Source organism: Bradyrhizobium rifense (assembly GCF_008123425.1).
Taxonomy (GTDB): domain Bacteria; phylum Pseudomonadota; class Alphaproteobacteria; order Rhizobiales; family Xanthobacteraceae; genus Bradyrhizobium; species Bradyrhizobium rifense.
The window spans coordinates 68,327-94,889 of sequence record NZ_VSSS01000020.1 but is presented as its reverse complement, the minus strand read 5'-3'; the positions used below and the strand labels follow the sequence as shown (position 1 = coordinate 94,889).

Annotated in this window: 22 protein-coding genes and 1 pseudogene; 10 read left to right on the top strand and 13 right to left on the bottom strand. The window is 60.9% G+C overall.

Annotated elements, in window-relative coordinates; translation table 11 throughout:
* Positions 1–24: 24 nt before the first annotated feature.
* A complete protein-coding gene (locus FXB40_RS12155) occupies positions 25–315 on the bottom strand; it encodes a DUF6894 family protein (RefSeq protein ID WP_148772438.1) in 291 nt (96 codons plus the stop codon).
* Positions 316–350: 35 nt separating this feature from the next.
* On the opposite strand from FXB40_RS12155, the gene FXB40_RS12150 reads away from it, so the two are divergent.
* On the top strand, positions 351–1,304 hold the full coding sequence (locus FXB40_RS12150; RefSeq protein ID WP_148772437.1) for an AraC-like ligand-binding domain-containing protein: 954 nt from the start codon (positions 351–353) through the stop codon (positions 1,302–1,304).
* 334 nt (positions 1,305–1,638) lie between these two features.
* Here the strand turns inward: FXB40_RS12150 and FXB40_RS12140 are convergent, their stop codons facing one another.
* On the bottom strand, positions 1,639–2,973 hold the full coding sequence (locus tag FXB40_RS12140) for an IS5 family transposase (RefSeq protein WP_148772435.1): 1,335 nt from the start codon (positions 2,971–2,973) through the stop codon (positions 1,639–1,641).
* A gap of 256 nt (positions 2,974–3,229) precedes the next feature.
* Between FXB40_RS12140 and FXB40_RS50370 the strand changes: the two genes are divergently transcribed.
* Positions 3,230–3,463: a DUF6894 family protein gene (locus tag FXB40_RS50370; RefSeq protein ID WP_430647128.1), complete on the top strand. Its 234-nt coding sequence runs from the start codon at positions 3,230–3,232 to the stop codon at positions 3,461–3,463.
* A 777-nt stretch (positions 3,464–4,240) separates the two neighbouring features.
* Here the strand turns inward: FXB40_RS50370 and FXB40_RS12130 are convergent.
* Positions 4,241–4,855, bottom strand: a complete 615-nt coding sequence (locus tag FXB40_RS12130; RefSeq protein ID WP_148772433.1) for a response regulator transcription factor — start codon at positions 4,853–4,855, stop codon at positions 4,241–4,243.
* Complete coding sequence (locus FXB40_RS12125; protein WP_148772432.1) at positions 4,845–6,560, bottom strand: PAS domain-containing sensor histidine kinase; 1,716 nt, start codon at positions 6,558–6,560, stop codon at positions 4,845–4,847. The genes FXB40_RS12130 and FXB40_RS12125 overlap by 11 nt, the downstream gene beginning before the upstream one ends.
* Positions 6,561–7,002: 442 nt before the next feature.
* Between FXB40_RS12125 and FXB40_RS12120 the strand changes: the two genes are divergently transcribed.
* Positions 7,003–7,845, top strand: coding sequence for a 3-keto-alpha-glucoside-1,2-lyase-like domain-containing protein (locus FXB40_RS12120; protein WP_283812898.1), 843 nt, complete (start codon positions 7,003–7,005; stop codon positions 7,843–7,845).
* A gap of 219 nt (positions 7,846–8,064) precedes the next feature.
* Positions 8,065–8,337, top strand: coding sequence for a DUF2622 domain-containing protein (locus tag FXB40_RS12115; RefSeq protein WP_148772430.1), 273 nt, complete (start codon positions 8,065–8,067; stop codon positions 8,335–8,337).
* A gap of 1,032 nt (positions 8,338–9,369) precedes the next feature.
* Here FXB40_RS12115 and FXB40_RS12110 read toward each other — a convergent pair.
* Genes FXB40_RS12110 through FXB40_RS12100 form a run of 3 tightly spaced genes read right to left on the bottom strand, consistent with a single transcriptional unit; the run spans position 9,370 to position 13,089 of the window.
* Positions 9,370–11,577, bottom strand: a complete 2,208-nt coding sequence (locus FXB40_RS12110; RefSeq protein ID WP_148772429.1) for a xanthine dehydrogenase family protein molybdopterin-binding subunit — start codon at positions 11,575–11,577, stop codon at positions 9,370–9,372.
* Positions 11,578–11,584: 7 nt separating this feature from the next.
* Entirely contained in the window at positions 11,585–12,601 is a 1,017-nt protein-coding gene (locus FXB40_RS12105) for an FAD binding domain-containing protein (RefSeq protein WP_148772428.1), read from the bottom strand.
* Complete coding sequence (locus FXB40_RS12100; protein WP_148772427.1) at positions 12,598–13,089, bottom strand: (2Fe-2S)-binding protein; 492 nt, start codon at positions 13,087–13,089, stop codon at positions 12,598–12,600. The genes FXB40_RS12105 and FXB40_RS12100 overlap by 4 nt, the downstream gene beginning before the upstream one ends.
* Positions 13,090–13,526: 437 nt before the next feature.
* On the opposite strand from FXB40_RS12100, the gene FXB40_RS49090 reads away from it, so the two are divergent.
* Positions 13,527–13,727 (top strand): hypothetical protein, encoded by a 201-nt coding sequence (locus FXB40_RS49090; RefSeq protein WP_148772426.1) that lies wholly within the window; start codon positions 13,527–13,529, stop codon positions 13,725–13,727.
* Between the two features lie 16 nt (positions 13,728–13,743).
* Positions 13,744–14,149, top strand: a pseudogene (locus FXB40_RS49085) (hypothetical protein).
* A 982-nt stretch (positions 14,150–15,131) separates the two neighbouring features.
* Here FXB40_RS49085 and FXB40_RS12085 read toward each other — a convergent pair.
* On the bottom strand, positions 15,132–16,424 hold the full coding sequence (locus FXB40_RS12085; RefSeq protein WP_148772425.1) for a tyrosine-type recombinase/integrase: 1,293 nt from the start codon (positions 16,422–16,424) through the stop codon (positions 15,132–15,134).
* 246 nt (positions 16,425–16,670) lie between these two features.
* On the opposite strand from FXB40_RS12085, the gene FXB40_RS12080 reads away from it, so the two are divergent.
* Positions 16,671–17,204: a 2'-5' RNA ligase family protein gene (locus tag FXB40_RS12080; RefSeq protein ID WP_148772424.1), complete on the top strand. Its 534-nt coding sequence runs from the start codon at positions 16,671–16,673 to the stop codon at positions 17,202–17,204.
* Positions 17,205–17,515: 311 nt separating this feature from the next.
* On the opposite strand, the gene FXB40_RS12075 is transcribed toward FXB40_RS12080, so the two are convergent.
* Entirely contained in the window at positions 17,516–18,022 is a 507-nt protein-coding gene (locus FXB40_RS12075; protein WP_148772423.1) for a YkgB family protein, read from the bottom strand.
* 42 nt (positions 18,023–18,064) lie between these two features.
* The gene (locus FXB40_RS12070) at positions 18,065–18,601 is read right to left on the bottom strand and encodes a carboxymuconolactone decarboxylase family protein (RefSeq protein ID WP_148772422.1); all 537 of its coding nucleotides are present in this window, start codon (positions 18,599–18,601) and stop codon (positions 18,065–18,067) included.
* A 133-nt stretch (positions 18,602–18,734) separates the two neighbouring features.
* On the opposite strand from FXB40_RS12070, the gene FXB40_RS12065 reads away from it, so the two are divergent.
* Complete coding sequence (locus FXB40_RS12065) at positions 18,735–19,694, top strand: AraC family transcriptional regulator (RefSeq protein ID WP_148772421.1); 960 nt, start codon at positions 18,735–18,737, stop codon at positions 19,692–19,694.
* Between the two features lie 398 nt (positions 19,695–20,092).
* On the opposite strand, the gene FXB40_RS12060 is transcribed toward FXB40_RS12065, so the two are convergent.
* From FXB40_RS12060 to FXB40_RS12050, 3 genes are read right to left on the bottom strand one after another with little or no spacing between them, the layout of a single operon-like run.
* On the bottom strand, positions 20,093–21,529 hold the full coding sequence (locus FXB40_RS12060) for a c-type cytochrome (RefSeq protein ID WP_148772420.1): 1,437 nt from the start codon (positions 21,527–21,529) through the stop codon (positions 20,093–20,095).
* 2 nt (positions 21,530–21,531) lie between these two features.
* Positions 21,532–23,178, bottom strand: a complete 1,647-nt coding sequence (locus tag FXB40_RS12055; protein WP_148772419.1) for a GMC family oxidoreductase — start codon at positions 23,176–23,178, stop codon at positions 21,532–21,534.
* Between the two features lie 33 nt (positions 23,179–23,211).
* Positions 23,212–23,976, bottom strand: coding sequence for a sugar dehydrogenase complex small subunit (locus FXB40_RS12050; RefSeq protein ID WP_246207556.1), 765 nt, complete (start codon positions 23,974–23,976; stop codon positions 23,212–23,214).
* Between the two features lie 143 nt (positions 23,977–24,119).
* Between FXB40_RS12050 and FXB40_RS12045 the strand changes: the two genes are divergently transcribed.
* Positions 24,120–25,610: an amidohydrolase family protein gene (locus tag FXB40_RS12045; RefSeq protein ID WP_246207554.1), complete on the top strand. Its 1,491-nt coding sequence runs from the start codon at positions 24,120–24,122 to the stop codon at positions 25,608–25,610.
* A gap of 3 nt (positions 25,611–25,613) precedes the next feature.
* Entirely contained in the window at positions 25,614–26,540 is a 927-nt protein-coding gene (locus FXB40_RS12040) for a CobW family GTP-binding protein (RefSeq protein ID WP_148772417.1), read from the top strand.
* Positions 26,541–26,563: the final 23 nt, after the last annotated feature.

The window sequence follows — 26,563 nt, the reverse complement described above, 5'->3', positions numbered from 1 at the left end:
GAGGCCGCTTTCTGGTCTTGCCGGTTAGGATGGCACAACGACCGGCATTCGGGCAATTTCGTTGCCGACTTCATCGACAGCAAGGACGTGGAATCCGTGGTAATCGTCACGGCCTTCGGCAAGCTCAGCGGCGATCACGGACGCGTGAAGTCTCGCTGCCAAAGCGTCTGGCAAGACAGTGCCCGTTTCGTCCTCGAACGTCTTTCCGTTGCCCGAGACATGAAAGAAGTACAGCATTCTGAAAGTTTCAGCTACCGGTATCGGAAGGCGAATCTTAATTCCGTTTTCCGACTCAAGGATCGGCAGTGTCGGCATAGACCTTCGGCTGTCTGGGCGGATGGAGATGCCACGTGAAAACCGTCTTCTCAACCCAAGAGGTACATCCCCGGGAAAGATTCGATTGCTGGCACAGCGTCGCCTGCAAAGAGATCGCGAACCATAGTTCAAAGCCGGACATGCGCCCGAACTTTGAAGCTGAGATCGAGGTGGGCGGGCTCGGCAATTTGGAGCTTATTCTGTTCCGCAATTCGCCGATGCAGGTTTGGCATACTGCAGCGCACGCCTCCTGCGCGAAGTCCGACCATTTGTTTGTGTGCCACCAGTTGTCCGGCGGGAGCACACTTGAGCAGGATACCTGTGAGGTGACGTTGGATGCTGGCTGTCTGACGCTGTTAGACCCTTTGCTGCCCTACAAAGGAAAGTTCTTGCGGAACTCCAAAATGCTTGTCGTCAAGGCTCCGCGACGCGAGTTGGAGGCGCGACTCGGCAAGACGCGGGATATGGTGGCGCACCTAATAAAGCCCAATACGGCACAGGATCGGCTGACTTCCTCGGTGACCGCCCTATTGCCGTCATTGGCGAGAGAGACGAGTTCCATAAGCGATAGCATAATCGGAAGCGATGTCCTCGACTTGATCGCGGTGTCGCTCGCCAAAGCGATCGAAGGTGCCCGCCCCCGCGTATCCTCCGCGAAAGCTCTTGTATTGTTGAATATCCGCGCGGTCATCGAAGCAAGCCTAACTGACCCAAAGCTCGACCCGCAAGCTATAGCTGACGCCGTAGGCGTCAGCGTGCGATACGCGAATCAGGTTCTTGCTGAACAGGGGACGTCGCTCACGCGTTTAGTGCTGGCCAGGCGACTTGCACGATGTCGCAGTGCGCTTGAAGATCCCACCCAAGCAAATCGTATGCTTAGCGAAATTGCTTATGGTTGGGGATTTCGCGACCTCACGCATTTTGGGCGCCGGTTCAAGCAAGCGTACGGAATTCTACCAAGCGAAGCTCGGGCCGGCTTGAAGGGGTAAAGAAGCTTTAGGGGTGCAATCCAAGATCGACTTGTGGCCCGTGCGCCATAAGAAGCACGTTATCCACTTTAAGGCTGACCTACTACCGTTTATGAAACCCTCCATGCTCGGGGATAACATTTTGTTTCAGCGTGCCGACAGTGTTGAAGCCCGCTGGCGGGCGGTGCAGCCTTTTCTTGACGCCGGGAAGAAGATAGCTGCCAAAGGATTGGAATTCTAGGCAGTCGGTCAGCGGGGTCGCGCGGTGCGTTCGAGTTGTTGAAGCGTGATGGGTGCAGCTGGCGGAAGCTCCGACGGACTTAGTCGTTCGTGAAGAACGTCCCTGAGCACCGTTTTACGCAAGGTGTGGTTGCGATAGGTGGCGACAGAGTATCCATAACAGGCCGCATAAAAGTTCGGTGAGCCAGCGGCGGAGCAGGCTGAAGTTGTAGCCGGCGGCGGCGAGCACGGCGTTGGTGCGGTCGCCGTCGCGACCCTTGAGATGGTTACGGCGCATTCGGTGGTCGTCCTTGAGATGGCCGATCACAGGCTCGACGGCGGCGCGACGCCGCATCTCGCGGCGGATGGCTTTGGTGACACGGCGAACCTGGCCGCTGATCCAGACCTTGAACCGGTCGGGATAGTTGTGGCCGCGGTAGCCCTTGTCGCCGTGGATGCGGCGCGCTGCAACACCAGTGAGCTTTTCGAGGTCGGCGATGACGGGACCGAGCGTGTGGCCGTCATAGGGATTGCCGTGCAGGGCCTTGGCATGCAGTACGAACTGCCCGCCTTTGGGCGCGGTGGCAGGCGTGGCAATCGAGACTTTGCAGCCAAATTCGTAAGGTGCCCGGGCCTTGCCTTTGCCGATGCACTCCACCTCGGGGGCGTGCAACGAGTAGACCTTGGGACCGCGCTGACGCTGCTCTTGATGGCGAACCCGGTGGGCGAGATCGAGCAGCGGACCAAAGCGATCCTCAAGCGCAGGGTCGCCCTCGATCTTGCGTCTGATGTCACGGATGATGCGGCCAAGCCGGGTGCGCAGGAATTTGAGCTCTCGCCGGGCACGCTTGAACTGGTGGGCATGCGTGTAGCGTCCCACCATGATGGCGGCGCGCCTGGCCACGCGCAGATAGCTTTGGCGCAGTTCGACGCTCTCGCGTTTGGCCAAACCGACCAGCTTCTCGATCGCCCGGTGCATGAGCCGCGCATCGCTCGGATGCGCGATCGCCTTCTCTTGTACGGTGGTATCCACAACGACCCGCTCGAGATCTTTGGTCTCGATTGCCCCAGTTCGATGCGCCACCGAGAGGCTTTCTTGCAACAGCGCGGCGATCTGCTCCTCACCCAGCCGCTGGCGCCAGCGGGTCAGCGACGAGCGATCGAATGGCAAGTCGTGCCGGAACACCACCTCGCCGCAGAAATACTGAAAATACGGGTTCTCGACCCACCTGTCGCACAGCGCCTCGTCAGAGAGATTGTGCATGTGCTTGAGGATGAATAGTCCGGCTACCAATCGTGTCGGCAACGGTGGCTGCCCCGGCCCGAGGCGACAGACCGAACTGAAGCGTCCCGCCAGGAAGTCCCAATCGATCTCCGCCGCCAGACGCACCAACGGATGGCGAAGGTTGATGATCTTCTCCAGAGATGGACAAAACAGATCGTCCTGACGATCATCGCGCGGCTGGCTCATGGGTTCTCCCCAACAGCGAATCTCGCCGTCAAAGGAATCACGAAGCCGCCCAATCCGGAATCCAAAAACGCAAGAAAACCAGGACCTACCCACGGCTTTCTTGCAAAATCGAATACTTGCTCGCGTCAAATCACTGGGACAGATCAATCGCTTCCGAATTCTTCACGGGCGACGACTTAGCGGCTGATTTGCGGTTTATGACGGCCTGAAAAGTTTTGTTGATAGGAACGAAAGCCGACCCTCCGGATTCTTTGGTATGGCTCGATTTTACTTCCATCGACACCTTAACGGCCACGCGGTAGTAGATCAGAAGGGGGTCGTGCTTGACGACGTCGGCGCAGCCTGCGGTTACGAAGTACGTCGCATGCCAGGCGCGCTTAGCCGAGCTCTTGGCCAGCAACGACCTGATGTTCACGCGGCGACAGAAATATCCAACGGCACAAAAACGCTCTATATTATCAGGGGGAAAATAATGGTGGAGAAAAGGTAGATTGTCGTCTATCCATCAGCCTCGATGCATTATCAGCGATGCGCCGCATTTTCTAGGCGCTGATCCCGCCATATTTAGGGGAGCGCAGTGACGCTTCGCGTTTTGATTAGGTCGTAGCGATCGCGCTCGCCCTTTGTATAGCCTACCAGCTACGTCAACGGCCTGTTACAAGACGTGTGACGACGGCTGAGATCGGCAAGATCCCGCAAGTCATTACGACTTAGCGAGACGTTGATGCTAGCGAGCCTGAAGGATCTTAGCACAGCGATGATTTCCGGCACGAAGCAAAGAAGGAGCGCTTTTTCCCCTCCTGTCGAACATTGCCATTGAACCTATTTGATGCATCAGCCTCCGCCAGCGTGGTTCAGTCAATTCGGGCGGGAACGTAGGGACAATCGACTTTCGAACACTGATTCAAGGGGCAACGCGGAGGTTCAGAGCATTGATCCAGATTTGCGCTCTACCAACTAGACGAGATCACTAGATTTTTTGAGACGAGGGAAAGCGCGCCGGCACAGCGGTTAGGCTGCACTACCATACGTGACCAGGTGACAACCTACATGACTAGGTGTCAACCGGGGAACTAGCGTGCTCGGCCTTGTTGATGATCATGGCCTTATTGGCAATGACGAGTTTCGCGAGCGTCATCTTGCGGCGAGTATACGCATAGTCGTCGAGCGGCATGTCATCGCCCTTGCGGGCAGCGGACTATTAAATCCTGAACCGTAGCGCACTGGAGGACCGCATGAGCGAAAGCCCTACCTCAGATGCTGCGGATCAGCCAGTCTTGAGCCTCGCCATTACGCCGAGCCGGATGGCTTCTGAGAGCTGGCGTACTTCAAGCCGATCCATCATGCGCGCGCGATGTACCTCAACGGTGCGCACACTGAGGCCGAGCTCGTATGCAATCAACTTGTTGGGACGACCAGCCATCAGCCCGTCAAGAACGTCCCGCTCGCGTGGGCTGAGGCTTGCTACCCGCCGGACTGCGTCGGCGCCCTCGCGATCGCCCGGGATCTGGAGTTCCTTAGTGAATGTCGCCTCGATAGCCGCCAGCAACGCATGATCGCTGTACGGCTTTTCCAGGAAATCGCTGGCGCCCGCCTTCATCGCCCGGACTGCCGTTTGGACGTTGCCCTGAGCGGTAACGATAATGACCGACAGGTCGCTCCGCATCCGGGCCAATTGTGCCTGGACTTCCAGCCCGTTCGTCTCTGGCAGACGGACGTCAAGCAGCACGCATGCCGGTTTGAACCCCATGGCGGCTGCCAAGAACTGATCCGCTCTCTCAAAGGTAACCGGTTCGAAATTGGCGGAACTCAATAGACGTTCCAGCGAACGAAGCACGGCTTCGTCGTCGTCGAGAACGTAGACGGTTCGTTCAATTGACATCGCCTACACCATCGCACGGAATGGTGAAGTGGAAGCTGGTGCCGCCTGCCTTTGACTCTGCCGTCAACTGTCCGCCATGCGTTTCGATAATCAAGCGTGAAATTGACAGGCCAAGTCCCATCCCATTGTGCTTGCTTGAAACAAACGGCTCGAAAAGCCGGCGAGCTATATCCTCGCTGATTCCGGGTCCCACGTCAGCGACTGTAACCTCGATCATTCCATCGCCTACTACTCTCGTCGCCAGGGTAACTTCGCGCTGTTCCTGATCTGCCATCGCTTCAAGCGCATTGCGAATGAGATTTACCAGGACCTGTTGTATTTGGACCCGATTTATAAATGCGTGCGTGGCTCTAGCGTCTAGTTCAAACTTGAGGTTTGCCCCGGGCGGAGCAGCACTGCTCAACGCGAGCTCGCCGGCTTCCTCAATCATCAAAGACAATGTTTCAGTTCGTCGTTCCTTCTCGTCGGTTCCGACGAATTGGCGGTGCCTGCGGAGGATTTCGCTTGCTCGAAGCGCCTCGGCAGCCGCTTCGCTCGCAACATCTTGCGCTATCGCGAGGCTGGCGCGGTCCGTGCGGTTCAGAAGCCGCTTTGTCGCATTCATCGAGTTGACGATAGCTGTGAGCGGCTGTGAGAGTTCGTGCGTAATCAACGCAGCCATCTGGCCAGCTGCCGTGAAGCGCGCCATACGAAACATTTCGTCGCGCAATTTCCGGAGGCGGAGATCGGATTGCTCACGTTTGAGTTTTTGCGCCGTGAGCTTTTTGTGTGCCGCGGCCAGTTCGATTGTTCGCTGCTCCACGCGTCGTTCGAGAGATTCGTTGAGGTGGCGCGATTCTGCCTCGGCATGATTCTCCAAGCTGAGATCGCGGCTAACGGTTGCGACGTTCATCGGTTGCCCGGTTCGCGGATCGTCGATCCTGAAGCAATCCACAAGGAAAGGAATCGGGAGTCCGGATCCGAAGTGCACAAGATCTAGTTCTCCTTTCCATTGACCTGTACGCAGCACCAAGGGCCAAATCGTTTTCCGGACAAGCTGCCGGTTTTCGCGTGATACGAAGTCGAGTACGCGAAGTCGCAATGCATCGTCGGGCGTGGCAAGACCCACCGATTGTAGGCCAGCCGGGTTGATGTATTGAATATGACCGCTCAACGAGGCAATGCCTATAAAGTCAGTCGAGCGCTGCGCCAAAATGGTGAATCGTCTCTCACCGGCATCGCCCAACCAGTGCTGGAACGCGATCGCCGCCTGATTAGCCCCGATAGTCAGCAGCAACCGTTCCGTTTTGGTTGGAAACGTGGCGCGAAAGGAGCCGGCAGCAAGCACAGCATACTCGCTCAGCCCGATTGGTGCGGTTGCGACCTGCAGGTTGCGGCGGCTGGATTCGTTGGCGACGATAAATCCTCGATCGTCGCCAAATGCCGCTCTTTCGCGCTTCAGCACGGTCCGTACATGATCCACACTTGCAGGGTTCAAGTCAGGATCGCAGCGGAGCAGCTCCTCCGTGAGGCGAGTGTTATGATCCTGCAGGATAATGAGGACAAAGTCAGCGCGGAGCATCGTGAATAGCGCGCCGGCGATGCTGTCGCAGATCCGCCGCAAATCATAGTTTCGCCACGCCTTCGGAAGTATCGAAATGGCGACAACGTCGCGCATACAACGCCGCAACTCGTCAGGATCTGCAAGGGGATCGGTCCACGGCATAGTTCTGGCCTCGCAGCGACCCGGATGAATTTGATACCGATTTTACGAGGCCGGCAACCCTCAAAATGGTGATGTAAGCCCGTGCGGGATGGTCGACGCATTGACGGCTGTCAAAATACCAATATGTGGGCAGTGGGCGGTCGTCCACCGGTTCCCAGAGAACCTTGTGCGCGAGATCGGCGGCGTCGGGTCGGGCGAAGAGCGGAGTTTGCGGAAACCGCCTTATGTCAGCGCCGAAGAGATCTTCTTGAACAACTCGGCGAAGGCTTCTGAAGTATCTTATCATCGTCAAACTCAGAAAGAATCTCGGTAATGCGGCACCCGGCAACAAGCGGCACGCGCATGGGTCAATCTCGACCCGTCGGACAATGAAAGCCTGGCAGGACATGGAGGATGCCGCCGTGGCGCTTGCAAAAACTGTGGCGAGAAATTCGGCGGATAGATCGGCACTACCCATCACGAAGCCGGCACATTGTGGATGGGCGCGCCCGGCCAATCCGTGACGGATTCATTCGGCAAGTTTTATCACCTTGCCAACGCCTACGTTGCCGGGCCCGCGCTCTTCCCCGTCACCGGCTCGGCAAATCCGTCCCTTACCGCAACGACACTGGCCCGGCGCTCCGCCGAAGCAATTGTCAGCAGCAGGACGGCCGCTCCGGACCTCGCATTCAAGCCGCTCTTCACCGGGGCGCGCCAGGGATGGCAGATGGCCGGCGGCGGGGACTTCCTCACCATCTTCGGATCGATCCTGGAGGCGCGGCCAGACGGATTGGGTTTGCTGTGGTATACGCGCCAAATTTTCCGGAACTTTGTGCTCAAAGTAGGCTGGCTGTCGTTCAATCCGACCACCAATATAACGGGTAGCCGCGCTGACAATTCCGGCGCCTTGATCCGCTTCCCCGCGCTGAACGCGAGCGATCCCGGCAATGATCGGAAACTCGCATCGGACAAGGGGTACGAAATTCAGATCGACGACATGGGCTTCAACGTCGACACCGGGCAAACTTCGGCCCGTTGCATCAGACCGGGGCCGTCTATGGGCTGGCACCGTCATCGACGATCGCATCGAAACCCGCCGGTCAGTGGAATAGCATTTGAGATCGAAGCTACCGACGCCACCATCAGCGTGACGCTGAACGGGCAGTTGGTCTCCACTTACTTAATTCAGGCCAACGACGGGGGCCGCCGTGAGGGACACATCGGGCTGCAGTGTCACACCGGCAACGTGCAATTCCGGAACGTGATGATCCGGTCTTTGCCCGATCCGGGCATCCCAATGGCCTGAGCCCGCGACATTCCGATGGAGCGCGAAGCTGACGCCAGGCTAACAGCGGTCTGTGGCGCAAAGCAGAAATGCAGCGACGAGTCGCGGATCTGTAGAGGGCTTTTGTCTTAGCGATCCACTGCGCCGGGGGCCGTAAGACCCGCGACGACAACGGACCTCGTGGTCAGCACGCGAGACATATCCGGGAAGCCGTTAGCCTCCCCCCAGGAGTTCGCAAATATGGCGAGCTTTACGACCCGCGTTGAACTTCATGACGCGGACTGGTCCGACTACGAAAAGCTGCACAAGCAGATGGCCGCGCAAGGTTTCTCGCGCATCATCACCGCAAGTGACGGCAAGCGCTACTGGCTGCCTCCCGCCGAGTACAACTATGAGGCTGGGGCAACGCAGGCTGAGGTTTTGGTGAAAGCCAAAGCTGCTGCGTGGCAAGTGAAGACGCGCTTCGCAGTCTTCGTCACCGAGGCGGGCGGCCGCACTTGGGTACGGGCTTGAGGCCGCATAACCTAGGCGACCACATACACGAAGCGACATCAGGGCGGCTCAAGGGCCGCCCTTTTGCATCGGTCAAGATAGCGATAGTTTGCGGGCGCGCGACTAAGGCGGGTACTCCCACGGTACTCCTACCCCCGCAGTTTCTGCGTCTGTTCGCGTGTTTTCGCGAGTTCAGAATCAAATATATCAATGATTCAGTGGGGCGCCGCATAGTTCGGGACGCAGGGAAGATCTCTCCTCCGCGGGTGTTTGCAACTTTTTCGGATTCCCCATGAATCGGCCGCATCAGTCATCTTTCAGGCCGCTGCCTCGAATAGCAATTTGAGATGGTTCCGCGATTTGAACCTATCAACCGTTCCGCAACGCTATAGGATCCGGTGGACCGCCTACGCTTTGGCTCACTTTCCGGCCGTAGCTTAAATAGTGGTTTTCGATCTGCTAAGATCGAAAATGCTTTATCTTTCAATGGAGATTGACTGACACTCTCTCCGCCGCACTGCTTCTCCAGTGTATCCGGCCGTTCGCTCGCGCAATGCCAGCGATGTTGCGGCCATTAAATAACACCTGGCAGGGGAGCACTGCGATGGAAGCGTCCGCTCCGATCACCGCCGCAAAGGCCCATCACGCATGCTTGCTGGTGCCCGTGACATCGTGTCAGGCACGGAATACGCGGCTTGATCGGAGGCTGCTGACCAGGACGGTCTTGGGTGAGGGATTTCCGTTACTGGCTCGCGCGGATCTCAGAGACGCTGCCGTCTTGATAGGGCAGCGGAAGTATTTTGGAGCCGTGGTCTCGACCAACCGGGACGAAACCGGGAGAAGAGACGCTACCGGCGCCGAGATCGACTGACTCCGATCACGTTCTCGATCAGCTCTTTCGTCTTTGACGAGACCGACCGACAGTGAATGCAGTGTCCACCCGTCGAAAAAGCATTGAGCATCGCTCGTCGCGCCATCACTGCTCGGAGGAGAGCGTCCCTGATCCCAGTCAGCCAGCCGGTAACTAAGCGAGGGGGCAAATAGTCTGGCGCATCAGGCGAGCAGCTTGTCCAGTGTGATCGGGAAGCGGCGAATGCGCTTGCCGGTTGCGTGATAGACGGCGTTCGCGATCGCCGCAGGGACGCCGACGATGCCGATCTCGCCCAGGCCTTTGACGCCAAGCCGGTTGATGTGATCATCGCGCTCTTCGACGAAGATCACGTCGATGTCCCGAATGTCGGCATTCACAGGGATGTGATACTCGGCGATGTTGGCGTTCATGATCCGGCCAAAGCGGTGGTCGATCATTGTTTCCTCGTGCAGTGCCATCCCGATGCCCCAGACCACGCCGCCCATGATCTGGCTGCGGCCGGTCTTGGTGTTCAGGATCCGTCCGGCGGCGACAGCACTCACAATTCGCGTGACGCGGATGACACCGAGCTGCTCGTCGACCTTTACCTCGGCGAACACAGCCGAATGCGTGTTGCGGGCGTGCGACTTGTCCTCCGCGAAGTGGTTGAGCTTCTGCTTCTCGATCCGCTCGAGTTTGCCGTGCCGCATCGCATCCGCGATCGAGATGGCGCGGGTCTTGTCACCGTTCTTCGCGATTGTGCCGTCGACAAGGATCACGTCGGCCGCACCGACGCCGGCGAGCGGCGAAGAGGGCATCGCCCTGGCGAGACGCGCGAGATCCTGGCGAATGTCCTCGGCCGCTCCCAGCACCGCATGCGCGCTCGATGCGGCCATCCAGGAGCCGCCCTCGACGGGGGCTTGCGGGAGGGTCGAGTCGGCGAGCTTGACACTAATGTTCTCGATCGGCAGCCCGAGTGTATCGGCCGCCACCTGCGCCACGATGGTGTAGGTGCCGGTGCCGATGTCGGACGCCGCGCAGGACACCTCGGCATGTCCATTGGCGGTCAGCACGATGCGGACTGCGACTGGCATCTGCAGTGCCTCCCACACGCCAGTCGCCATGCCCCAGCCGACCAGCTCCTTACCGTCGCGCATCGCGCGCGGCGTGGGATTGCGGCTGCTCCAGCCGAAGGCTTCCGCGCCGCGGGCGTAGCATTCGCGCAGCTGCTTGCTGGTGTAGGGCAGGTCTTCGCTCTGGTCGCGATCCGAGTAGCACTTCAGCCGTAGCTCGATCGGGTCGAGCTTGAGGGCGACGGCCAGCTCGTCCATGGCGCATTCGAGCGCGCACACGCCCGAGGCTGCGCCTGGCGCGCGCATGTCGCAGGGGGTGGAGACGTCGAGACGGACGAGCTTGTGCGAATAGCGGCTGTTCGCGCTTTTGTAGAGCTGTTCGGCCCAGCCGGTGTCGTTGCGTGCGAAGTCCTCGTAGCGCGAGGTGACGGCCGTGGCCTCGTGCACGACCGCATTGAGCGTGCCCTCGGGCTTTGCGCCGAGGCCGACGCGCTCGATTGTCGCCGGCCGGTGGCCGAGCCCATACATCTGCTGCCGCGTCAGCACCACGCGAACGGAGCGCTTTAGAGCGAGGGCAGCGAGCGTTGCCAGCACCACCTGATATTGCGGCCGCAAGCCGGAGCCGAAGGCGCCGCCGACATAGGGCGATAGCACGCGGATGTCATTGACCTTCTTGTCGAACACGCTGCATAGAAATTTTTGGACGTTCTGGACGCCTTGCGTCTTGTCGTAGACCGTGAGCCTGCCGTTGCCGTCCCAGACGACCGTGCTTGCATAGAGCTCCATCGGATTGTGATGCTCGGTCGGAAGGACGTAGTCCGCCTCGTGCCGTACAGCCGCTCCCGCAAGCGCTTTTGCGGCGTCGCCGCGCGGCTTGAGCGGCTGCTTCACCTCAATCGCCTTGCTGCGCCCGGCTTCGAGATCGGTCGCAAACGCCTGCTCCTCCCGATATTCGACATGCACCAGGGTCGCGGCGAATTTCGCGGTTTCCCAGTCCTCCGCCACGACCAGCGCGATCGGCTGGCCGTTGAACTTGATGCTGTCGTCATAGAGCGGCCGGAACGGCGATCCCTCCTCCGGCGCCACTTCATCCTTCCAGGCCTCGTCCTTGTCGGCGAGTGGGGGGCGATGCGCATGCGTGAGCACGTCGAGCACACCTTTCACCTTCAGCGCCTCGCTGGCATCGAGGCGGGCGATGCGTCCGCGCGGAATGGTGGCTACGACGACGAAGCCATGCAGAAGCCCGTCGGCCGCGAATTCGCCGGCATATTTGGCGGCCCCGGTGACCTTGGCGCGGCCGTCGACGCGGGATGTTGGTGTTCCGACATAGGCGTTCATCGGTGCCTCACGCGATCTTCTTGTGGGCCTGTGATTGCGGCGTGGCGTTGGCGGCCTGCATCAGCGTTCGCACGATGGCGCGGCGCGCGAGCTCGATCTTGAAACCGTTATGGGCCTGGGCTTTTGCGCCCTGCAGCAGGAGATCCGCAGTGCGGGAGAAATGCTCTGTTGTTGCCGCCTGGCCGCGCAAGGCCGTTTCGGCCTCAAGGCTGCGCCAGGGTTTGTGGGCCACGCCGCCGAGCGCGACGCGCGCCTCTCTGATCGCGTTGCCGTCCAGTTCGAGCGCAGCCGCTACCGAGACCAGGGCGAAGGCATAGGACAGCCGGTCGCGGATCTTCAGATAGCTGTAGTTGCGGGCAAAGCCCCGCGGCGGCAGCTCGATCGCCGTGATGATCTCGCCGACCTCGAGATTGGTATCGACATGCGGCGTGTCGTCGGGGAGCCGATGGAAATCGATCAGCGCCATGGTGCGCTCGCCTGACGGGCCTGCGATGTGCACGAGCGCGCCAAGCGCGGCCAGCGCCACGCTCATGTCGGATGGATTGGTCGCGATGCAGGACGTGCTGGTGCCGAGGATCGCATGGTTGCGGTTGAGGCCGTCGATCGCCGAGCAGCCGCTTCCGGGAGTCCGCTTGTTGCAGGGAGTCGCCGTGTCATAGAAGTAGGCGCAACGCGTTCTCTGCATCAGATTGCCGCCAACGGAGGCCATGTTGCGGAGTTGAGCCGAGGCGCCGGCCAGGATGGCGCTGGCGAGCAGCGGATAGCGCTGCTCGATCAGCGGATCGTAGGCGAGGTCCGAGTTCGGCACCAAGGCGCCGATGCGCAGGCCACCGTCGAGCGTCTCCTCGATGTTGCGGAGCGGCAGGCGGGAGATGTCGATCAGCCGGGAGGGCTCTTCGACATTCTCCTTCATCAGGTCGATCAAATTGGTGCCGCCGGCGATGAGCTTGGCGCCGGGATGGGCGGTGAGCAGGAGGATCGCATCGGCGACGTCGCTGGCGCGGGAATACTGAAAATTGATCATGGCTGGCCCATTGCCTGCTGGATGGCGGCGACAATGTTCGGATAGGCGCCGCAGCGGCAGAGATTTCCGCTCATCAGCTCCCGGATCTCGTCAGAATCTTTGGCGTGGCCTTCGGCCAGAAGGCCGGCCGCCGAACAAATCTGACCGGGCGTGCAATAGCCGCACTGGAAGGCGTCGTGATCGATGAAGGCCTGTTGCAGGGGATGCATCGCGCCGTCTTTGGCAATTCCTTCGACAGTCGTGATCTCCGCGCCGTCCTTCATGACGGCGAGCGTCAGGCAGGAATTGATCCGCCGCCCGTCGACCAGCACGGTGCAGGCGCCGCATTGACCGTGATCGCAGCCTTTCTTGGTCCCGGTCAGCACGAGATGGTCGCGCAGAGCGTCGAGGAGTGTGGTCCAGGGCACGAGGTCGAGCGTGCGCCTATTACCATTGACGATGAGATTGATCGGAATGCGGTCGGGAATTTGATTTGCGGCATCGGCCATGCTCTTCCCCTGATGGAGGCCCAGCCGGGTAGTTGCATATGCTGACGCGAGTGCGCGCCGTCTCCGCTGGCCAATAGCGCCCAACGGACGGCCAGCCGCTTGGTTCCATGCCGGGAATCCCTTCCAATGAGCCGCCCAGCGCTTCGCCTCGCCGAACACCTCCATGGCAAAAGTGACGTGGCTGCTTGCGCAACCATCTTACCTGCAGGTCGATTAGCAGAGGTTCACCAAGAGGCCCGTAGCCCACCGAGAGCTGGGATCCGTAGTAATCGACTGATCTGACTTTGGCAGGTGCATTGCCGCATTGTCGGATTCAGCAACAGAAGCCCTTGCGAAGAGCGGGCGCGGATGTAAAATCTTGTGGTTTCTTTGCATTATCAACATTCGTGGATTCGTGAGCGATAGACGCAAAGTAGTTTTTTACTTGGGGGTCTCTCATGTTCGACTCCGTTACCACCGCGCTTTTGCGCGCGGTTCTTGATGAGGTCTGTGAAAGCGTTTCTCGAGACCAGACCGGCACCCGCCCCCACGTGGCCTCAAAGATTTTGGAGGCCGCCACGAGAGGTGACACCTCACCGGATGACCTCAGGCAGGTCGGCCGCAAAGACCTCTCGGAAGCGCCGACAATGTGGCGGTAGTCGTGGAGGGGCAGGGGTGAATTTCCAGGTCACTGTCCTGAAGATCCTGGTGAGCTATCCCGATGGCTTCGCCCTGATGGGGGGAGCTCAAACGTGATATGGCGATATTGGCAACTAGCGGGCAGGAATGGACAGAGCGCACCAAACGGCTGGCGTCGCGCATGCCTAACTTGGACATTTTTTCCCAAGGGCTCGTCGAGCGAATAGGCGGTGGCTGGCGAATAACTGATAACGGACGCGCTGCGCTCGAACTCATGGAAGCGCGCCCAGCCGCTGCAGATACGATGAGCGGAGAGGGCCTGATCGACCGCTCCAAACCCGCGACGCCTCCTTTGTCACTACCGCTAGAGAGGGGGCGTCGGCGGGGACGCCGTCAGCGTCGACGTGCTGCCCGGGAAAGAGCACTGGCGAACGCTTCCTAAGGAGACCCGCCTCGAAGGCGCGACAGCCTCGTGCCGTCAGCCCTAAGACCTGCGTAAGCTGGCGCGTCTCGCCGTCCGGTTTATTCGGTGGGAGCCAAACGGGGGCGATCTACGTCATGGCTCAACTAAGCGGATGTTCGAGCGACTTTCTCTGTAGATTGCGACCCTGGCCGAAGCGCGCGAAAATGTTGCTCCCAAGGGCGCCGACAACGTCGGCTTCTAGACTCCGGCTTAGGTTCGCTCGCCGCAGCGCCCGCTGTTCGAACTACAGAGCGGGACAGGAAGGTACAGCACAGGAGAGTTGCAACGGCAGGGAGATCTCGTGATCCGAGATGGGAGCGGTGCCGCTGCCGATTTTCAGGCCTCAAAGAAGCCAGCCAAGAAGCCACGGAAGGTTGCGGCCTGTCAAAAAGGAAATGCTGACGCCGATCGCCGGAAAGAAGCCGGCGAAGGATAGTGCGAAAAAGAGAACGTCGGCAAAGCCACGGCGCCAGTCCGCGAGCCCTAGTAATCGTTACGGCGGGTCCTCATTTGGAAACGCCTGCTAAGCAATTGATTTTTCTAGAGGCGAATTCGGCTAGTTTTTCCAAACGCTCATTGGAATCATTGAATAATCGAGCGGATTTTGATTCCACCATTCTGCAGTTCGCTCAAGGAGACGTTGGTGCGGAACTCCTGGACTTAGCGCTCTACTCGGCTGCCCATTGGAAACTAGACATTTGGAAAGGCGCCGCGTTGCCGGCCGCCAGCACCTAGTCTCAGGTCGCATCCAACTATCTCAGATCTCCCGCAAGTCCCGTTCTCGTCTAGGACGCCGCAATGAATTCGCAACGAATTGAGTGAAACGACCGTGAGCAGAACGCGATCAATGCGGTCCCCACATCAAGATAGATCAATAACTTAGAAGATGTTCACTGCGTTCGGGACGCAGTGGGCGCAGGTGACCAGATGCGATCGCATCCTTGAAGCCGCCAGGTTTGAGTTATGCGCTGCGCTTGTGCAGTGGGATCACTTGCCTCGAACTCGCAAGTCCAAGAACGGGAAAATTCTCCCGAATGGTCTGAGCGACGTAACTGGGAGCAAGGTGAGCGTAATGCTTTTCCGTCATCCTTGTATCCGCATGACCGAGTTGCCGGGCGATAACAGCCATCGGCACGCCAGCCATGGCAAGATACGAAGCATGAGTGTGTCGCAATATGTGAAAATTTACCGGAGGAGTGATCGCGGCTCGTTGGCTTGCGTCATCGAGCGGCCGCTGCTGGTGCGAGGTTCCCCAGACCCGCCCGTCGCTTCTCAGGAAGATCCGCTCGCCGGATTGCAGGACCTTTGTCCATTGCCGGAAGGCAGATTTCCCTTCTTCCGTCAACACGACGTGTCGGTTCTTGCCTTTGCTCAGACGAACGGACAATGTACCGCTGTCTTCGTTGTAGTCTTCGTACTTCAAACGCGTCAGCTCTGCGTATCGGCAGCCCGTGTGCAAGGCCGCTTCGATCAGCTTTCGAAAGTCCTCCGGACAGGCACTCACGAGCCGGCGGATTTCGGCGATGTTAAGATAGCGGACCACGGCTTCATCGACCTGCTTAAACGGTTTTACCTTTCGCCAAGCGCTGTCTGATGCGACGCGATCTGTGAAGAAGGCTCGGTTGAGCGCTGCCTTTAACATCGTGAGGATGCGGTTGGCAGTTGCTTTTCGCGCGCGTCGCGCGTCATCATCGTTAGCGGTTGCGCGCGTGGCCGGTTCAGTGGCGGTTCGTTTTGACCGCACTCGTTTCGGTTCGGTCGCGACCTTGTTGCGCCAACGAACGAGCCGCTCCGTGGTCAGCTTGTCGACCTGGATAGATCCCAGATCAGGCAAGATCCAAGCATCGAAGACGTATTTGGCACCCTGAACGGCCGCCGGTTTCTTCTCGGCAGCGATTTCACTGAGATAATCCTTGACGGCATCCGCAACCTTGTAAGGACCGGTACGAACGATGCCGGCCGCGACCAGGCGCTGCTGTTGAGCCCAGTTCCGGGCTTGGATTTGCGCCTGCCAATAATCAAAGACCGTCGCGTCGTCGGCGTCGGTGGTATCGTCAGCAGCGCCGATTGCCTTGGTGTCATAGCCTTTCGCGCCGCGATAAAAGCTTGCGACCCATGATCCCGAAACCGCTCCGCGGTAATAACCGAGCCGCAGCCCTTTTGCGATCTTCGCAAAGTAAGGTGTTCGTCGTACAGGCAAACGCGCGCGAGCTGTTCGCGTTTCGAGTGACGAGTGCCGCGCTGCGCGTGCCATCCACGTGCTCCATTTCTTCAAGTTTTCTTCAAAAGGCGGTCGAGAACTGAGGCGCATAGTACCGAACGCGAACGAACTAAGCAATTGAAAATGCAGCGTTTATTGACGTTCGCCAGTGTTCGCCAACGTGCGAGATGCAATTCTCTCAAGGCTGAAACAGGGGTTCGATTCCCCTAGGGAGCGCCATTTTTCCAACTTATCCTCCCCTCGATCTTGATTTGATTGTTCCACCCACGGGGTGAGCCTGTGGTATTGGCGATCAACATTCGAGCCGACAACAGTTCAGCGGGCGAGATCGAGCGGCTGTGGGATCAGGTCGGCGCGTTCGAGGCCAAGCCGTCGATGCGTACGCTTGGCTATCGTCCGCATTTTACATTTGCGATCTACGACGGGCCCGGGATCGACGAAAAGGCCGCGTGGGACGCCATGCTGGCAGCCGTAGCTCGCGAAACGCAATTGCTCATCCAGTTCAAGCGAATTCGGTGGTTCGAAGGTTCTCCGCTTGTCCTCTGGGCGGAGCCGGCGGTCGACGAGGCCCTGGCTCGCATCCATGGCCTTGTCAGCGCGACAATCGATCCAGCACATTGTCGTCCTCATTACCGGCCGGGCGCATGGATCCCGCATTGTACGCTCGGTACGGACATCGCCGACGAGCGGCGCAACGATGCCATTGCCTTTGCGCGGGCGTTCGATCGCAGCATCGAAGTGATGTTCGACGTGGTGGATTGCGTTGTGTTTCCGCCTGTGCGGATCGTCGCCGAGCGGAGATTGGCGTCGTAGTTGGTTGCCGCTTCTTGACGGAGCGACAATTTTCAACGTTCTGACGATACCGGCTTTGAAAACCGCGAACTGTCCATCGACGAACTCGACGGCGTTGCTGCCGCTGGCCTGTTCAGCTGGGTGGCACGAAGTGTCTTCGGCTGCGAAGTGGCTCGGCTCGGAGTTCGCCAAGGCCGAGAACGCCGTGGCCTCCGCGCTGGGCAGCAGCCACGTCAACATCACCATTCACAGGCAGAACTGAGCGAAGGGCTTGGCCAACATGCGACCTCCGGGCCCTCGGGTCCGGAGGTTTTGCACGTCCATCCCAAACCTTATTCCCGGATCAGTCGAACCACATCCTGCCTTAGCAGATAGAACGACACCGCCAGCAGAACGACGTCCTTCATCAGGAAGGGGACGTTGCCGGTCATCGCGGGGAATCCTCCCGCAGCGACGTCCCAGCCGTCCGGCATGAACGGAATGATCGTGACTGTTGCGATGAAGGTACCGGTCGAGCCTAGGGCGCCGAGGACACCGAGCCGCGTGCTCCAGAAGCCGGCGAGTAGCAGCGTCCCAAACGTCCACTCCGACGCGCCGAGGAAATAGCTGGCGCCGGCGTGACCGAAGACGGGATAGAGCCACCAGATCAGCGGCCCGTTGCTGATGAATGGGACCAGTCGCTCGAATTCATACGGGAACCACTTCTGGTAACCGAAGAAGAGAAACATGATCACCATCGAGGCTCGAACGACGTGGTAGTCGAGATCCTCCGCAAGGAGGCCGGACTTTTGCAGCGCGCGGACAAACGGATTTTGCATGTTGCTGGTTATCGCGGTCATTGTCTTGATCCTTTCATTCAAGATCTGACTGGCGCAGTCGCTTCACGCGACCGCGGGGAAGTCGATCTCGGTGTCGTTGATGCGGTTGAACACGTTGGTGAAGACGGTTGTCGCGAAGGCCAGGCTGATCTCGACGAGCTGCGCGTCGGTGTAGCCGGCAGCCTTGATCGCGGCGAAATCCGCGTCGCTGACCGTGCCGCTGGATTGCGCGAGCTTGCGGACGAAGCGGATCAGCGCGTCGCGCTTGTCATCGCCGGTCGCGCGGCGCTCGCGGATATTCTTCAACTCGTCGGGCTTCAGTCCCGCGAGCTTGCCGAGCAGGCTGTGCGCGGCCACGCAATAGTCGCAACCGGCGACCTCGGAGATGACGAGCTTGATGGTTTCCTGGTCGCGCTTCGATAGCGAACCCGACGCGAGCACGCTGTCGGCGAGCAGGACGGCCTTGAGCGCGTCCGGCCCGTGGGCGCCGATCGCGGCAAAGGTGTTGGGCACGCTGCCGATCGCCTTCTTGATCTGACCATAGATTTCAGCGGTCGCGCCGGTTGCGGAGTCGAGATGGGGAACGGAAAGACGGGACATGTTGGCACTCCTTGGTTTGGGTTGGTGAACGACTGTGGAGCGACAATAGGGTCCCGAATTGATACTTTGAATGTCAGTAGATCTCGATTATATGCTCAAACGTCTCGACATGAGGTGAGCTTAGGAGACCGCGATGGATTGGCTGAGCCGGTTGTTCGAGATGATGCCCGTGCGCGGTCGGCTCGACCTGCGCTGCGCCTATGGCGCGCCATGGCGCATCGACCAGGGGCCGGGCGAGCCGAATGAAATTCCGTATCACGCCGTGCTTGCCGGCTCGGCGATGCTGGACGATCCGGCGGGGGGCCGGCCGCTGAAACTTGAGCCCGGCGACATCCTGCTGCTTCCCGGCAATCCCCGACACGTCATGCACGACGGCAGCGGGGCCGCGCCGCTGCGGGCGCGCAACCGCGCGTCGCTCAATTTCACGATCAGCGAGAATCCCGGCTCGGGGGAACGGCTCGATCTGTTGTGCGGACATTTCGCCATCGCGCCGCCGCACGACCGCCTGCTGCGCAGCTATTTGCCGCCGCGCCTCGTCGTGCATGCCAGAGCCGACGCTGGCGACAGAGACACGGCGGGGCAACTCGACAGCCTCGTCGCCCTGATGCGCCGCGAGTCCGCAGACGATCGTCTCGGCGGCCGCGCGATGTTGAACGCGCTGTCGAGCGCGATGTTCGCGCTGGTGCTGCGGCTCGCCAGCCTCACCGACGACGCTCCGCGCGGTCTGCTTGCCCTGGCCGGTCACCCGCGCCTTGCACCTGCGGTGGCCGCTCTGTTCAACGAGCCGGCGCGTGCATGGTCGCTGCCCGAGCTGGCGCGTCTGTGCGGCATGTCGCGCGCCACGCTCGCGCGGCAATTCCAGGAGAAGCTTGGGCGCTCAGCAGCCGATCTCCTGACCGATATCCGGATGGCGCTCGCAGCGAATGAGCTGAGGAAATCGTCGCTTTCGACCGGCGCCGTCGCGGAAGTTGTCGGATATCAATCCGAAGCCGCGTTCCAGCGCGCCTTCAAGAGGCACATGGGCATCACGCCGGCTCAGTGGCGCAAAAGCCAGGGACTCAGCGGGGAGGCTCCCGAAAGGCCTGCCGCCTGATCCGGTTCGGCCGCACCAGCGAGCAGTCGGGCGAAAACAGGTGAAGAAGCGTCACTTGCGTCAACCGGCGCGGTGGCGTGAATTTCGCGATCGCGACGGAGGCAAAAGGAATTCGTCTCCGGGGAGAGCGCGCATAAGCCGTCAGACCATCGCGCAGGGAAGGCCGAGTTTCGGTTGCCCTGTACTTCCCCTGTGCATTGCGTGTGCATCATTTTCGCATGGGGGCTTTATGGGTGCCAGCCGGCGCCCGGTCTTCCCTGCGCCCTTTCTTGGGAGAGGGTGTGAACCGCAAAGCATGGCTCGGGCAAAACAAGCCGCGAGAGTACGAGCGCATGCGCACAATGTGCCTGCAAATTCGATCGGGCGACGCCGCTGCCTCGCGGCTCCGCGCAGAAAGGCTACGCCTTCTGAACCACAGCCTTACGCCTCCTGAAGATGAGAAAGGCAACGCCAAGAACGAGCACGACCGCTCCGGCCGCAAGGCCCCCGCGGGCGAGCGGCAGCAGCGGGGAGGAAGGCCCGCCGTGCCTCGCCTCGGAAACTTGTTGTTCGGTGATTGTGGTATCGCCCGCTCCGTAATGGGTGAGCACGTAGGTCCCCAGCATGGCGATGTCGCGGTTGCTGAGTTGGTTGGAATCGGTCGGATGGCCGCCGAAGCCCGGCATGAAGGCCTGTCTCCCCGATACCGTGCGATCCACGCCATAGAGAATGGCGGCAATCAGATTCGCCGGGTTTTTCTCGCCTGTGGCCGAGTTGTGGAACAGGCTCGGATAATAACCGTCCTTGCTGCCTTGCCCCTCGGCCGAATGGCAGGAGGCGCAATTGCCTTGAAAGAGCTGGGCCCCGGTGGGATTGGCGTCATTGTTGGAACTGATGGGGTTGCGTCCGCGCAGCACGCTGAGTTCAGAGAACATCCTGCCCGCGCTGAACCGGGAGCCGCTTGCCGCATCCTGGACGGGTGGTACGCTCTTCACATAGGTGGCGACGGCGTCGAGGTCCGCGGCCGACAGGTGCTGGAAGCTGTGTTCGACGGCCTCACCCATGCTTCCGGCCGCCTGTGCCTTTCCGGGCAGGCGTCCGGTGCGCAAAAATGCCGCAAGCTCTTCCCTGGTCCAACTTCCGATTCCGGTCGCGGGATCCGAGGTAATGTTCGGCGCGTACCACGGTCCGACCTGGGCACCCGACAAGGCGCGGCTCGCCTCCTCCTGCATCAGGAATCCGCGCGGTGTATGACAGGTGCCGCAATGCGCCGCGCCCTGTGCCAGATACGCACCGCGATTCCACTCCGCCGATTGTCGCGGATCCGGCGCATAGACGTTGCTGTCGAGGAACAGGAAATTCCAGACCATCATCGACAGGCGGATGTTCATCGGAAACGGCAGCGCGGTCACAGGTGCCCGCACGTCGACCGGCTGCACGCCCTTCGTGAAATAGGCGTAGAGCGCGCGCGCGTCGTCGTCCGTGAACTTGGCGTAGGACGTATAGGGCATCGCGGGATAGAGCTGCGCCCCGTCGCGGCGGATCCCGCGGCGAAGCGCCCGGGCAAATTCATCTGCCGTGTATCGTCCGATCCCGAACTCTGCGGACGGAGTGATGTTCGTGGAATAGATGGTGCCGAGCGGCGTGCCGATCGGTAGCCCGCCGGCAAAGGGCTTGCCGCCCGGTGCGGTGTGGCAGGCGGCACAATCGGCGGCAATGGCCAGATACGCGCCGCGCTCGATCGTGGCCTTGTCGGCGGGCGGATCAATTTGCTCCGCCGCAGATGAAGCACCTGCCATGAGAGAGCCGGCGAAAAGGATGAGAAGCGCACAGATGCGATGACCGGCGCGGGACATGATCAGCCATGCCTCAGTTGATCGACGATCGCGTCGGCGGCCTTCAGCGCCAGCGCCGCCATGGTGAGCGTGCTGTTCGACGCCGTTCCGCTGGGCATCGCGCCGCCGCCGGGCAAAAACAGGTTGTGGTGGTCATGCGCGCGACAGTCCGCATCAACCACCGATGTCGTGGGATCGGCCCCCATGATGCAGCCGCCCATGATGTGGTCGCTGTTGAGAAACTCGGGCGACAGCTTGAAACTGGTCGCGCCGAGTCCGTCCGCCAGCTTTTGCAACAGCGGAACAGTGTAGTCTTTGGCGCTTCGGCGCACATAGTCGCTGACATCGTAGTAGATGTTCGGCTTGTTGATGCCGAGCCAGTCCTTCTTGTCCGACAGCGTCAATCGGTTGTCCGGCCAAGGCAGCGGTTCGTGCTCGACGGTCAGCCTCGCGGTGCAGGCGGAAAGTCGTCGAATCTCGGTATCCAGAGCCTTGCCGACGAGTCCTTTTTTCAGAGCGGCCGCCGCTCCGAGCGGGCTGCGGGCGAAGTTCTCCATGCGCAGCAGCGCGCCGGCATGGCTGCTGCGGAATTCTCCCTGCGTCGTGTTCATGATGCTGCTGCTCTGAACCGGCCCCACGCCGGTCCAAAGCGGCTCCGCAAGCTCCAGATCGGCGATGAGCTTGGGCTGATCCATCATGTTCCGCCCGACCTGGTCGGAGCTGTTCGCCACGCCGTTAGGATTGCGATCGTCTTTCGAGAACAGCAGGAGCTTTGGCGTCTCGATGCCGTTGCAGGCGATCACGAAGACCTTGGCGGTGATCCTGTGAGTGCCCTTGTCGGGATCGAAATAGTGAACGGCTTCGACCGCCTTCTTGTCGCCTGTCTCGATTCGATAGACGACGGCGTTGGCAAGAATCCTGCCGCCTTTGGCCTCGATTTTCGGCAACGCAGTCGCTGCGTCGTATTTGGCAGCGATCGGGCAGACGGGAAAGCAGTTGTTGTTGCCGCAACACGCTGGGCGTCCGTTATAGGCAACGCCGCTGTTGCGCGCCTGTGGTGCGGGGATGTTCATCAACCCCATACTGGCTGCGACTTCAGTGAGACGATGCTCACCGGGACCGAACGGAGTAGGCCCCATCGGATAGGGCCTGGAGCGCTTTACGTTCGGCGGCCATTGCATGGCGGGATCGGTGGGGCCGCATACGCCAAGCGCATATTCGGCGCGCGCATAATAGGGTTCGATGATGTCGTGAGCGAATGGCCAGTCCCGGCCGACGCCGTAGAGGCTCTTCAGGCGCATGTCCTCGGGTGTCAACCGCCAGCAGATGCCTGCCCAGTGCCAGGTCGCACCGCCGGCATAGCGCACATAGCCTTGAAGGTAGGCGCGGGCGTTCGGTCCTTCCAATTGCAGATATTGCTCCGCCTCCTTGGGCGTCCGCGTTTCAAGATGTGGTGCCCATGGTTTTGGAGGGTAGGGCGCGTCCCAGTGAAACAGCCGCATGCTCGGCGGAAGGTTTCGGTAATTCTCGACAATGCGCCAGCGATCGACACGAGGGCCCGCCTCGAGCATCAGCACGGACAAGCCGGCATCGAGCGCTTGTTCTGCGATCAGACACCCGACGACACCCGTTCCCACCACCACGACATCTGCGCTATCGGTACTTGCCATATGGGTCCCCCCGTCTGCGCCAGGATGCCGTCGTCAGAATTCCGGCATGTGGTCTAATGGCGGAGCGTCCGAGGTCCACCCGTTCGGACCCGAGATCGCATAGGACGGAATGGTCATGACGTCCTTCGTCGGCCCATACATGAGCGCATACTCAAGAGCGAACACTTCAGCATCGGGGGCATCGCTGACGACGCCGAGGTACCAGGCCGAAATGATCGCAAGCGCGGTCTCCTTGAGCGGACCCTCCGGCACGTCGGGGAAAAAGTCCTCGACAATCCGCGCGTTCTTGTTCTTTGCAATGGCGAGGAGCCCGGCCATTTGCTCCGACAGCGAAGGATTCAATGTGCTCATCGCGGCGCCGATGCGCTTGCCGACCTGCTCGTCGAGGCGATGCTGAATCAGCAGCGACGAGATTTCCATGAACTGGGCCTCGGACTGCTGCGACCACGAAGCCGCCGCGGCGACGGGCGGCAGCATCGGGAGAGCCGCAAAACCGCCGGCCAGGGACAACCCGCCCAGCAGAAGCTCGCGGCGCGCGAGACTGAAAGCTGTGGGGCAGTCATCACGATAACGGTCGGGCATGGGCTGCTCCGTTGTTCCGAACCCATCATAACCCAACGGCGCGAGGTGCCGTATTGAACAATGCAGATGCCGTGTTGGATAAACGTGCATACTGACAATAATACGACGTCGAGGCCGCTCCGCCGTGACGCATGGGTCGCTGTGGTTGCAGCATCGACCGGTCATTGCGGCGTCAGGCTGAACAGGTCCCGAGCGTTCGACCGCAGCAATACGCATGATGCGTCGGCATCGATGGAGGTGGTCCCGGGCGGGAAAATCTGCCTCTATGGCAATAGATACGGCCCATGCGCGGTCGACGTGCCTCCGAAGCTGCTGCCGGGCCTTTGGAGGCTCTGGCATCAGCTTTTCGGAGTGACGATATGAGCGGTTTGGTGATCTCTGGCGGCCGGGTGGTGGATCCGGCGAGCGGAATGGACGCCATTGGCGACGTGGCGGTGATGGACGGCAAGATCGCCGCCGTCGGCTCCTCACTCGGCGGCGCCGAGCGGGTGATCGATGCGACCGGGCTCGTGGTCGCGCCCGGCTTTATCGATTTGCACGCCCATGGTCAGTCGATCCCCGCCGACCGCATGCAGGCGTTTGACGGCGTGACGACGACGCTCGATCTCGAGGCCGGCGTGCTGCCGGTCGCCTCCTGGTACGAGCGCCAGGCCCGGAAGGGCCGGGTGCTGAACTACGGCGCTGCCACTAATTGGGCCTTTGCGCGCATCGGCGCGATGACGGGCTCGAATGCAGAGAGCTCGCTGGAAGCGTTCGGCAATGCGATGCGCGACCGCCGCTGGATGGACAACGTTGCGACCGATGCAGAGGTGGCGGGAATCCTCGATCGCCTTGGGCGCGGCCTGAACGAGGGCGGCATCGGCATCGGCATCTTGAACGCCTATGCCCCGGGCGCCGGCGTGCAGGAGCTGACCGCGGTGTGCCAGCTCGCGGCCAAGCAGGACGTGCCGACCTTCACCCACGTCGCCTACATGTCGCGCATCGACCCTGAGAGCGCGGCGGAGGCCTATATCCGCCTGATCGGCTATGCCGGCGCCACCGGCGCGCACATGCACATCTGCCATTTCAATTCGTCGAGCAAGACCGACATCGAACGCTGCCGCGTGCTGATCGAGAAGGCGCAGGCGCAGGGCCTGCCGATCACGGTCGAGGCCTACCCCTACGGCACCGGCTCGACCGTGCTGGCGGCGGCTTTCTTCAGCGATCCCCAATTCGTCGAGCGCAACGGCACCGGCTATGATTCCGTGCAGCGCGTGACCGACGGCTATCGCTTCCACGACCGCGAGGAGCTGCTCAAGGCCCAGGCCGAAGAGCCGTCCTCGCTGGTGCTCTGGCACATCCTCGACACCGAGAACAATGCGCATCATCGCGACCTTCTCGACATGTCGGTGCTCTATCCCGGCGGCGCGATCGCGTCCGACGCAATGCCGTGGACAACGTCGGATGGCAAAACTTACACCGGCGATGCCTGGCCGCTGCCTGACGATGCCACTTCGCATCCGCGCTCGGCCGGCTGCTTCACAAAATTCATCCGCGAATGGGTGCGCGAACGCAGAGCCGTCTCGCTGCTCGAAGGCGTGCGCAAATGCGCGTTGATCCCCGCAGAGATCCTGTCGCAGAGCACGCCAGCGATGCGCTCCAAGGGCAGGCTTACGAAGGACGCCGATGCCGACATCGTGGTGTTCGACTACGAGAAGCTGTCGGATCGCGCGACCTTCACCGCGATGAACTGTCCGTCCGAAGGCGTCCGTCATCTCGTCGTCAGCGGCCAACCGCTGATCACTGACGGCGTGCTTGACATCGCGGCGCGGCCCGGCCGTCCCGTGCGCCGCCCCGTCGTCGGAGGCTGACCCATGCCGGTCCCCGTTCTCCTGGTGACGGGCTTTTTGGGGGCGGGCAAGACCACGGTCGTCAACCATCTGCTGGCAAACGCGGACGGACGGCGGATCGCCGCAATCGTCAATGACTTCGGCGCGATCAATATCGATGCTGAGCTGATCGCGGGTGCGAGCGACGGCGTGGTCAGCCTTGCCAATGGCTGCATCTGCTGCTCGCTCGAAGGCGATCTGTTGCGCACGCTCTCGACCTTGCTGCGGCGTGATCCGAAGCCGGAGTACATCGTCATCGAAACCAGCGGTGTCGCCGATCCCGCCGACATCGTCCGCAATTTGATGGATCCGGTGATCCTGCGCGAGGCACCGCTGGAGACGGTGCTTTGTGTGATGGATGCGACGACATCGCCGGCCGCCCTCGATGATGCGCTCCAGCGTTCGCAGCTGCGCGTCGCCGACATCGTGGCGTTGAGCAAGCTGGATCTGGCGGACGAGGGCGCAGGGGCGCGGATGCGCGAGGCCATCCGCGCGCAGCGTGTGCCCGCCGTTGTGGTCGATGCGAGGCATGGCGCCATTCCGTCCGCGCTGCTGTTTCCTGCGAGCGATCGTGCGCCGGCGCCGCGCGAACCGGGGCCGAAACGGCCGGCGGAAGAACGCTTCGAGACGCTGAGCTGGACATCCGAACAACCGCTCTCGCTTCCGCGCTTGCAGCAGGCGATCGGCAAGCTGGCGCCGAAGCTCGCGCGCGCAAAAGGCCTGTTCGAGACGATCGAACAGCCGGGGCGCCAGATGGTGTTTCAGTTCGCCGGCGGCCGCGCGACGCTGGCGCCGGGTGATGCGCCGACACCAGGCGTGCCGCGGGCGCGCATCGTCTTCATCGCCGAGCTTGGGATGCTATCGAAAGCCGAGCTCGACGGAATTATGGAGGGGTGCGTTGCGAGTGGATGAGATGAGGCGATAGGATGGATCGC

What these genes read in the sequence shown, in the direction of transcription:
- FXB40_RS12155 (WP_148772438.1), bottom strand. Translation starts at nt 315, where the DNA reads ATGCCGACACTGCCGATCCTTGAGTCGGAAAACGGAATTAAGATTCGC.
- FXB40_RS12140 (WP_148772435.1), bottom strand. Translation starts at nt 2,973, where the DNA reads ATGAGCCAGCCGCGCGATGATCGTCAGGACGATCTGTTTTGTCCATCT.
- FXB40_RS50370 (WP_430647128.1), top strand. Translation starts at nt 3,230, where the DNA reads ATGGCTCGATTTTACTTCCATCGACACCTTAACGGCCACGCGGTAGTA.
- FXB40_RS12130 (WP_148772433.1), bottom strand. Translation starts at nt 4,855, where the DNA reads ATGTCAATTGAACGAACCGTCTACGTTCTCGACGACGACGAAGCCGTG.
- FXB40_RS12125 (WP_148772432.1), bottom strand. Translation starts at nt 6,560, where the DNA reads ATGCCGTGGACCGATCCCCTTGCAGATCCTGACGAGTTGCGGCGTTGT.
- FXB40_RS12115 (WP_148772430.1), top strand. Translation starts at nt 8,065, where the DNA reads ATGGCGAGCTTTACGACCCGCGTTGAACTTCATGACGCGGACTGGTCC.
- FXB40_RS12110 (WP_148772429.1), bottom strand. Translation starts at nt 11,577, where the DNA reads ATGAACGCCTATGTCGGAACACCAACATCCCGCGTCGACGGCCGCGCC.
- FXB40_RS12105 (WP_148772428.1), bottom strand. Translation starts at nt 12,601, where the DNA reads ATGATCAATTTTCAGTATTCCCGCGCCAGCGACGTCGCCGATGCGATC.
- FXB40_RS12100 (WP_148772427.1), bottom strand. Translation starts at nt 13,089, where the DNA reads ATGGCCGATGCCGCAAATCAAATTCCCGACCGCATTCCGATCAATCTC.
- FXB40_RS49090 (WP_148772426.1), top strand. Translation starts at nt 13,527, where the DNA reads ATGTTCGACTCCGTTACCACCGCGCTTTTGCGCGCGGTTCTTGATGAG.
- FXB40_RS12085 (WP_148772425.1), bottom strand. Translation starts at nt 16,424, where the DNA reads ATGGCACGCGCAGCGCGGCACTCGTCACTCGAAACGCGAACAGCTCGC.
- FXB40_RS12075 (WP_148772423.1), bottom strand. Translation starts at nt 18,022, where the DNA reads ATGACCGCGATAACCAGCAACATGCAAAATCCGTTTGTCCGCGCGCTG.
- FXB40_RS12070 (WP_148772422.1), bottom strand. Translation starts at nt 18,601, where the DNA reads ATGTCCCGTCTTTCCGTTCCCCATCTCGACTCCGCAACCGGCGCGACC.
- FXB40_RS12065 (WP_148772421.1), top strand. Translation starts at nt 18,735, where the DNA reads ATGGATTGGCTGAGCCGGTTGTTCGAGATGATGCCCGTGCGCGGTCGG.
- FXB40_RS12060 (WP_148772420.1), bottom strand. Translation starts at nt 21,529, where the DNA reads ATGTCCCGCGCCGGTCATCGCATCTGTGCGCTTCTCATCCTTTTCGCC.
- FXB40_RS12055 (WP_148772419.1), bottom strand. Translation starts at nt 23,178, where the DNA reads ATGGCAAGTACCGATAGCGCAGATGTCGTGGTGGTGGGAACGGGTGTC.
- FXB40_RS12050 (WP_246207556.1), bottom strand. Translation starts at nt 23,976, where the DNA reads ATGCGTATTGCTGCGGTCGAACGCTCGGGACCTGTTCAGCCTGACGCC.
- FXB40_RS12045 (WP_246207554.1), top strand. Translation starts at nt 24,120, where the DNA reads ATGAGCGGTTTGGTGATCTCTGGCGGCCGGGTGGTGGATCCGGCGAGC.
- FXB40_RS12040 (WP_148772417.1), top strand. Translation starts at nt 25,614, where the DNA reads ATGCCGGTCCCCGTTCTCCTGGTGACGGGCTTTTTGGGGGCGGGCAAG.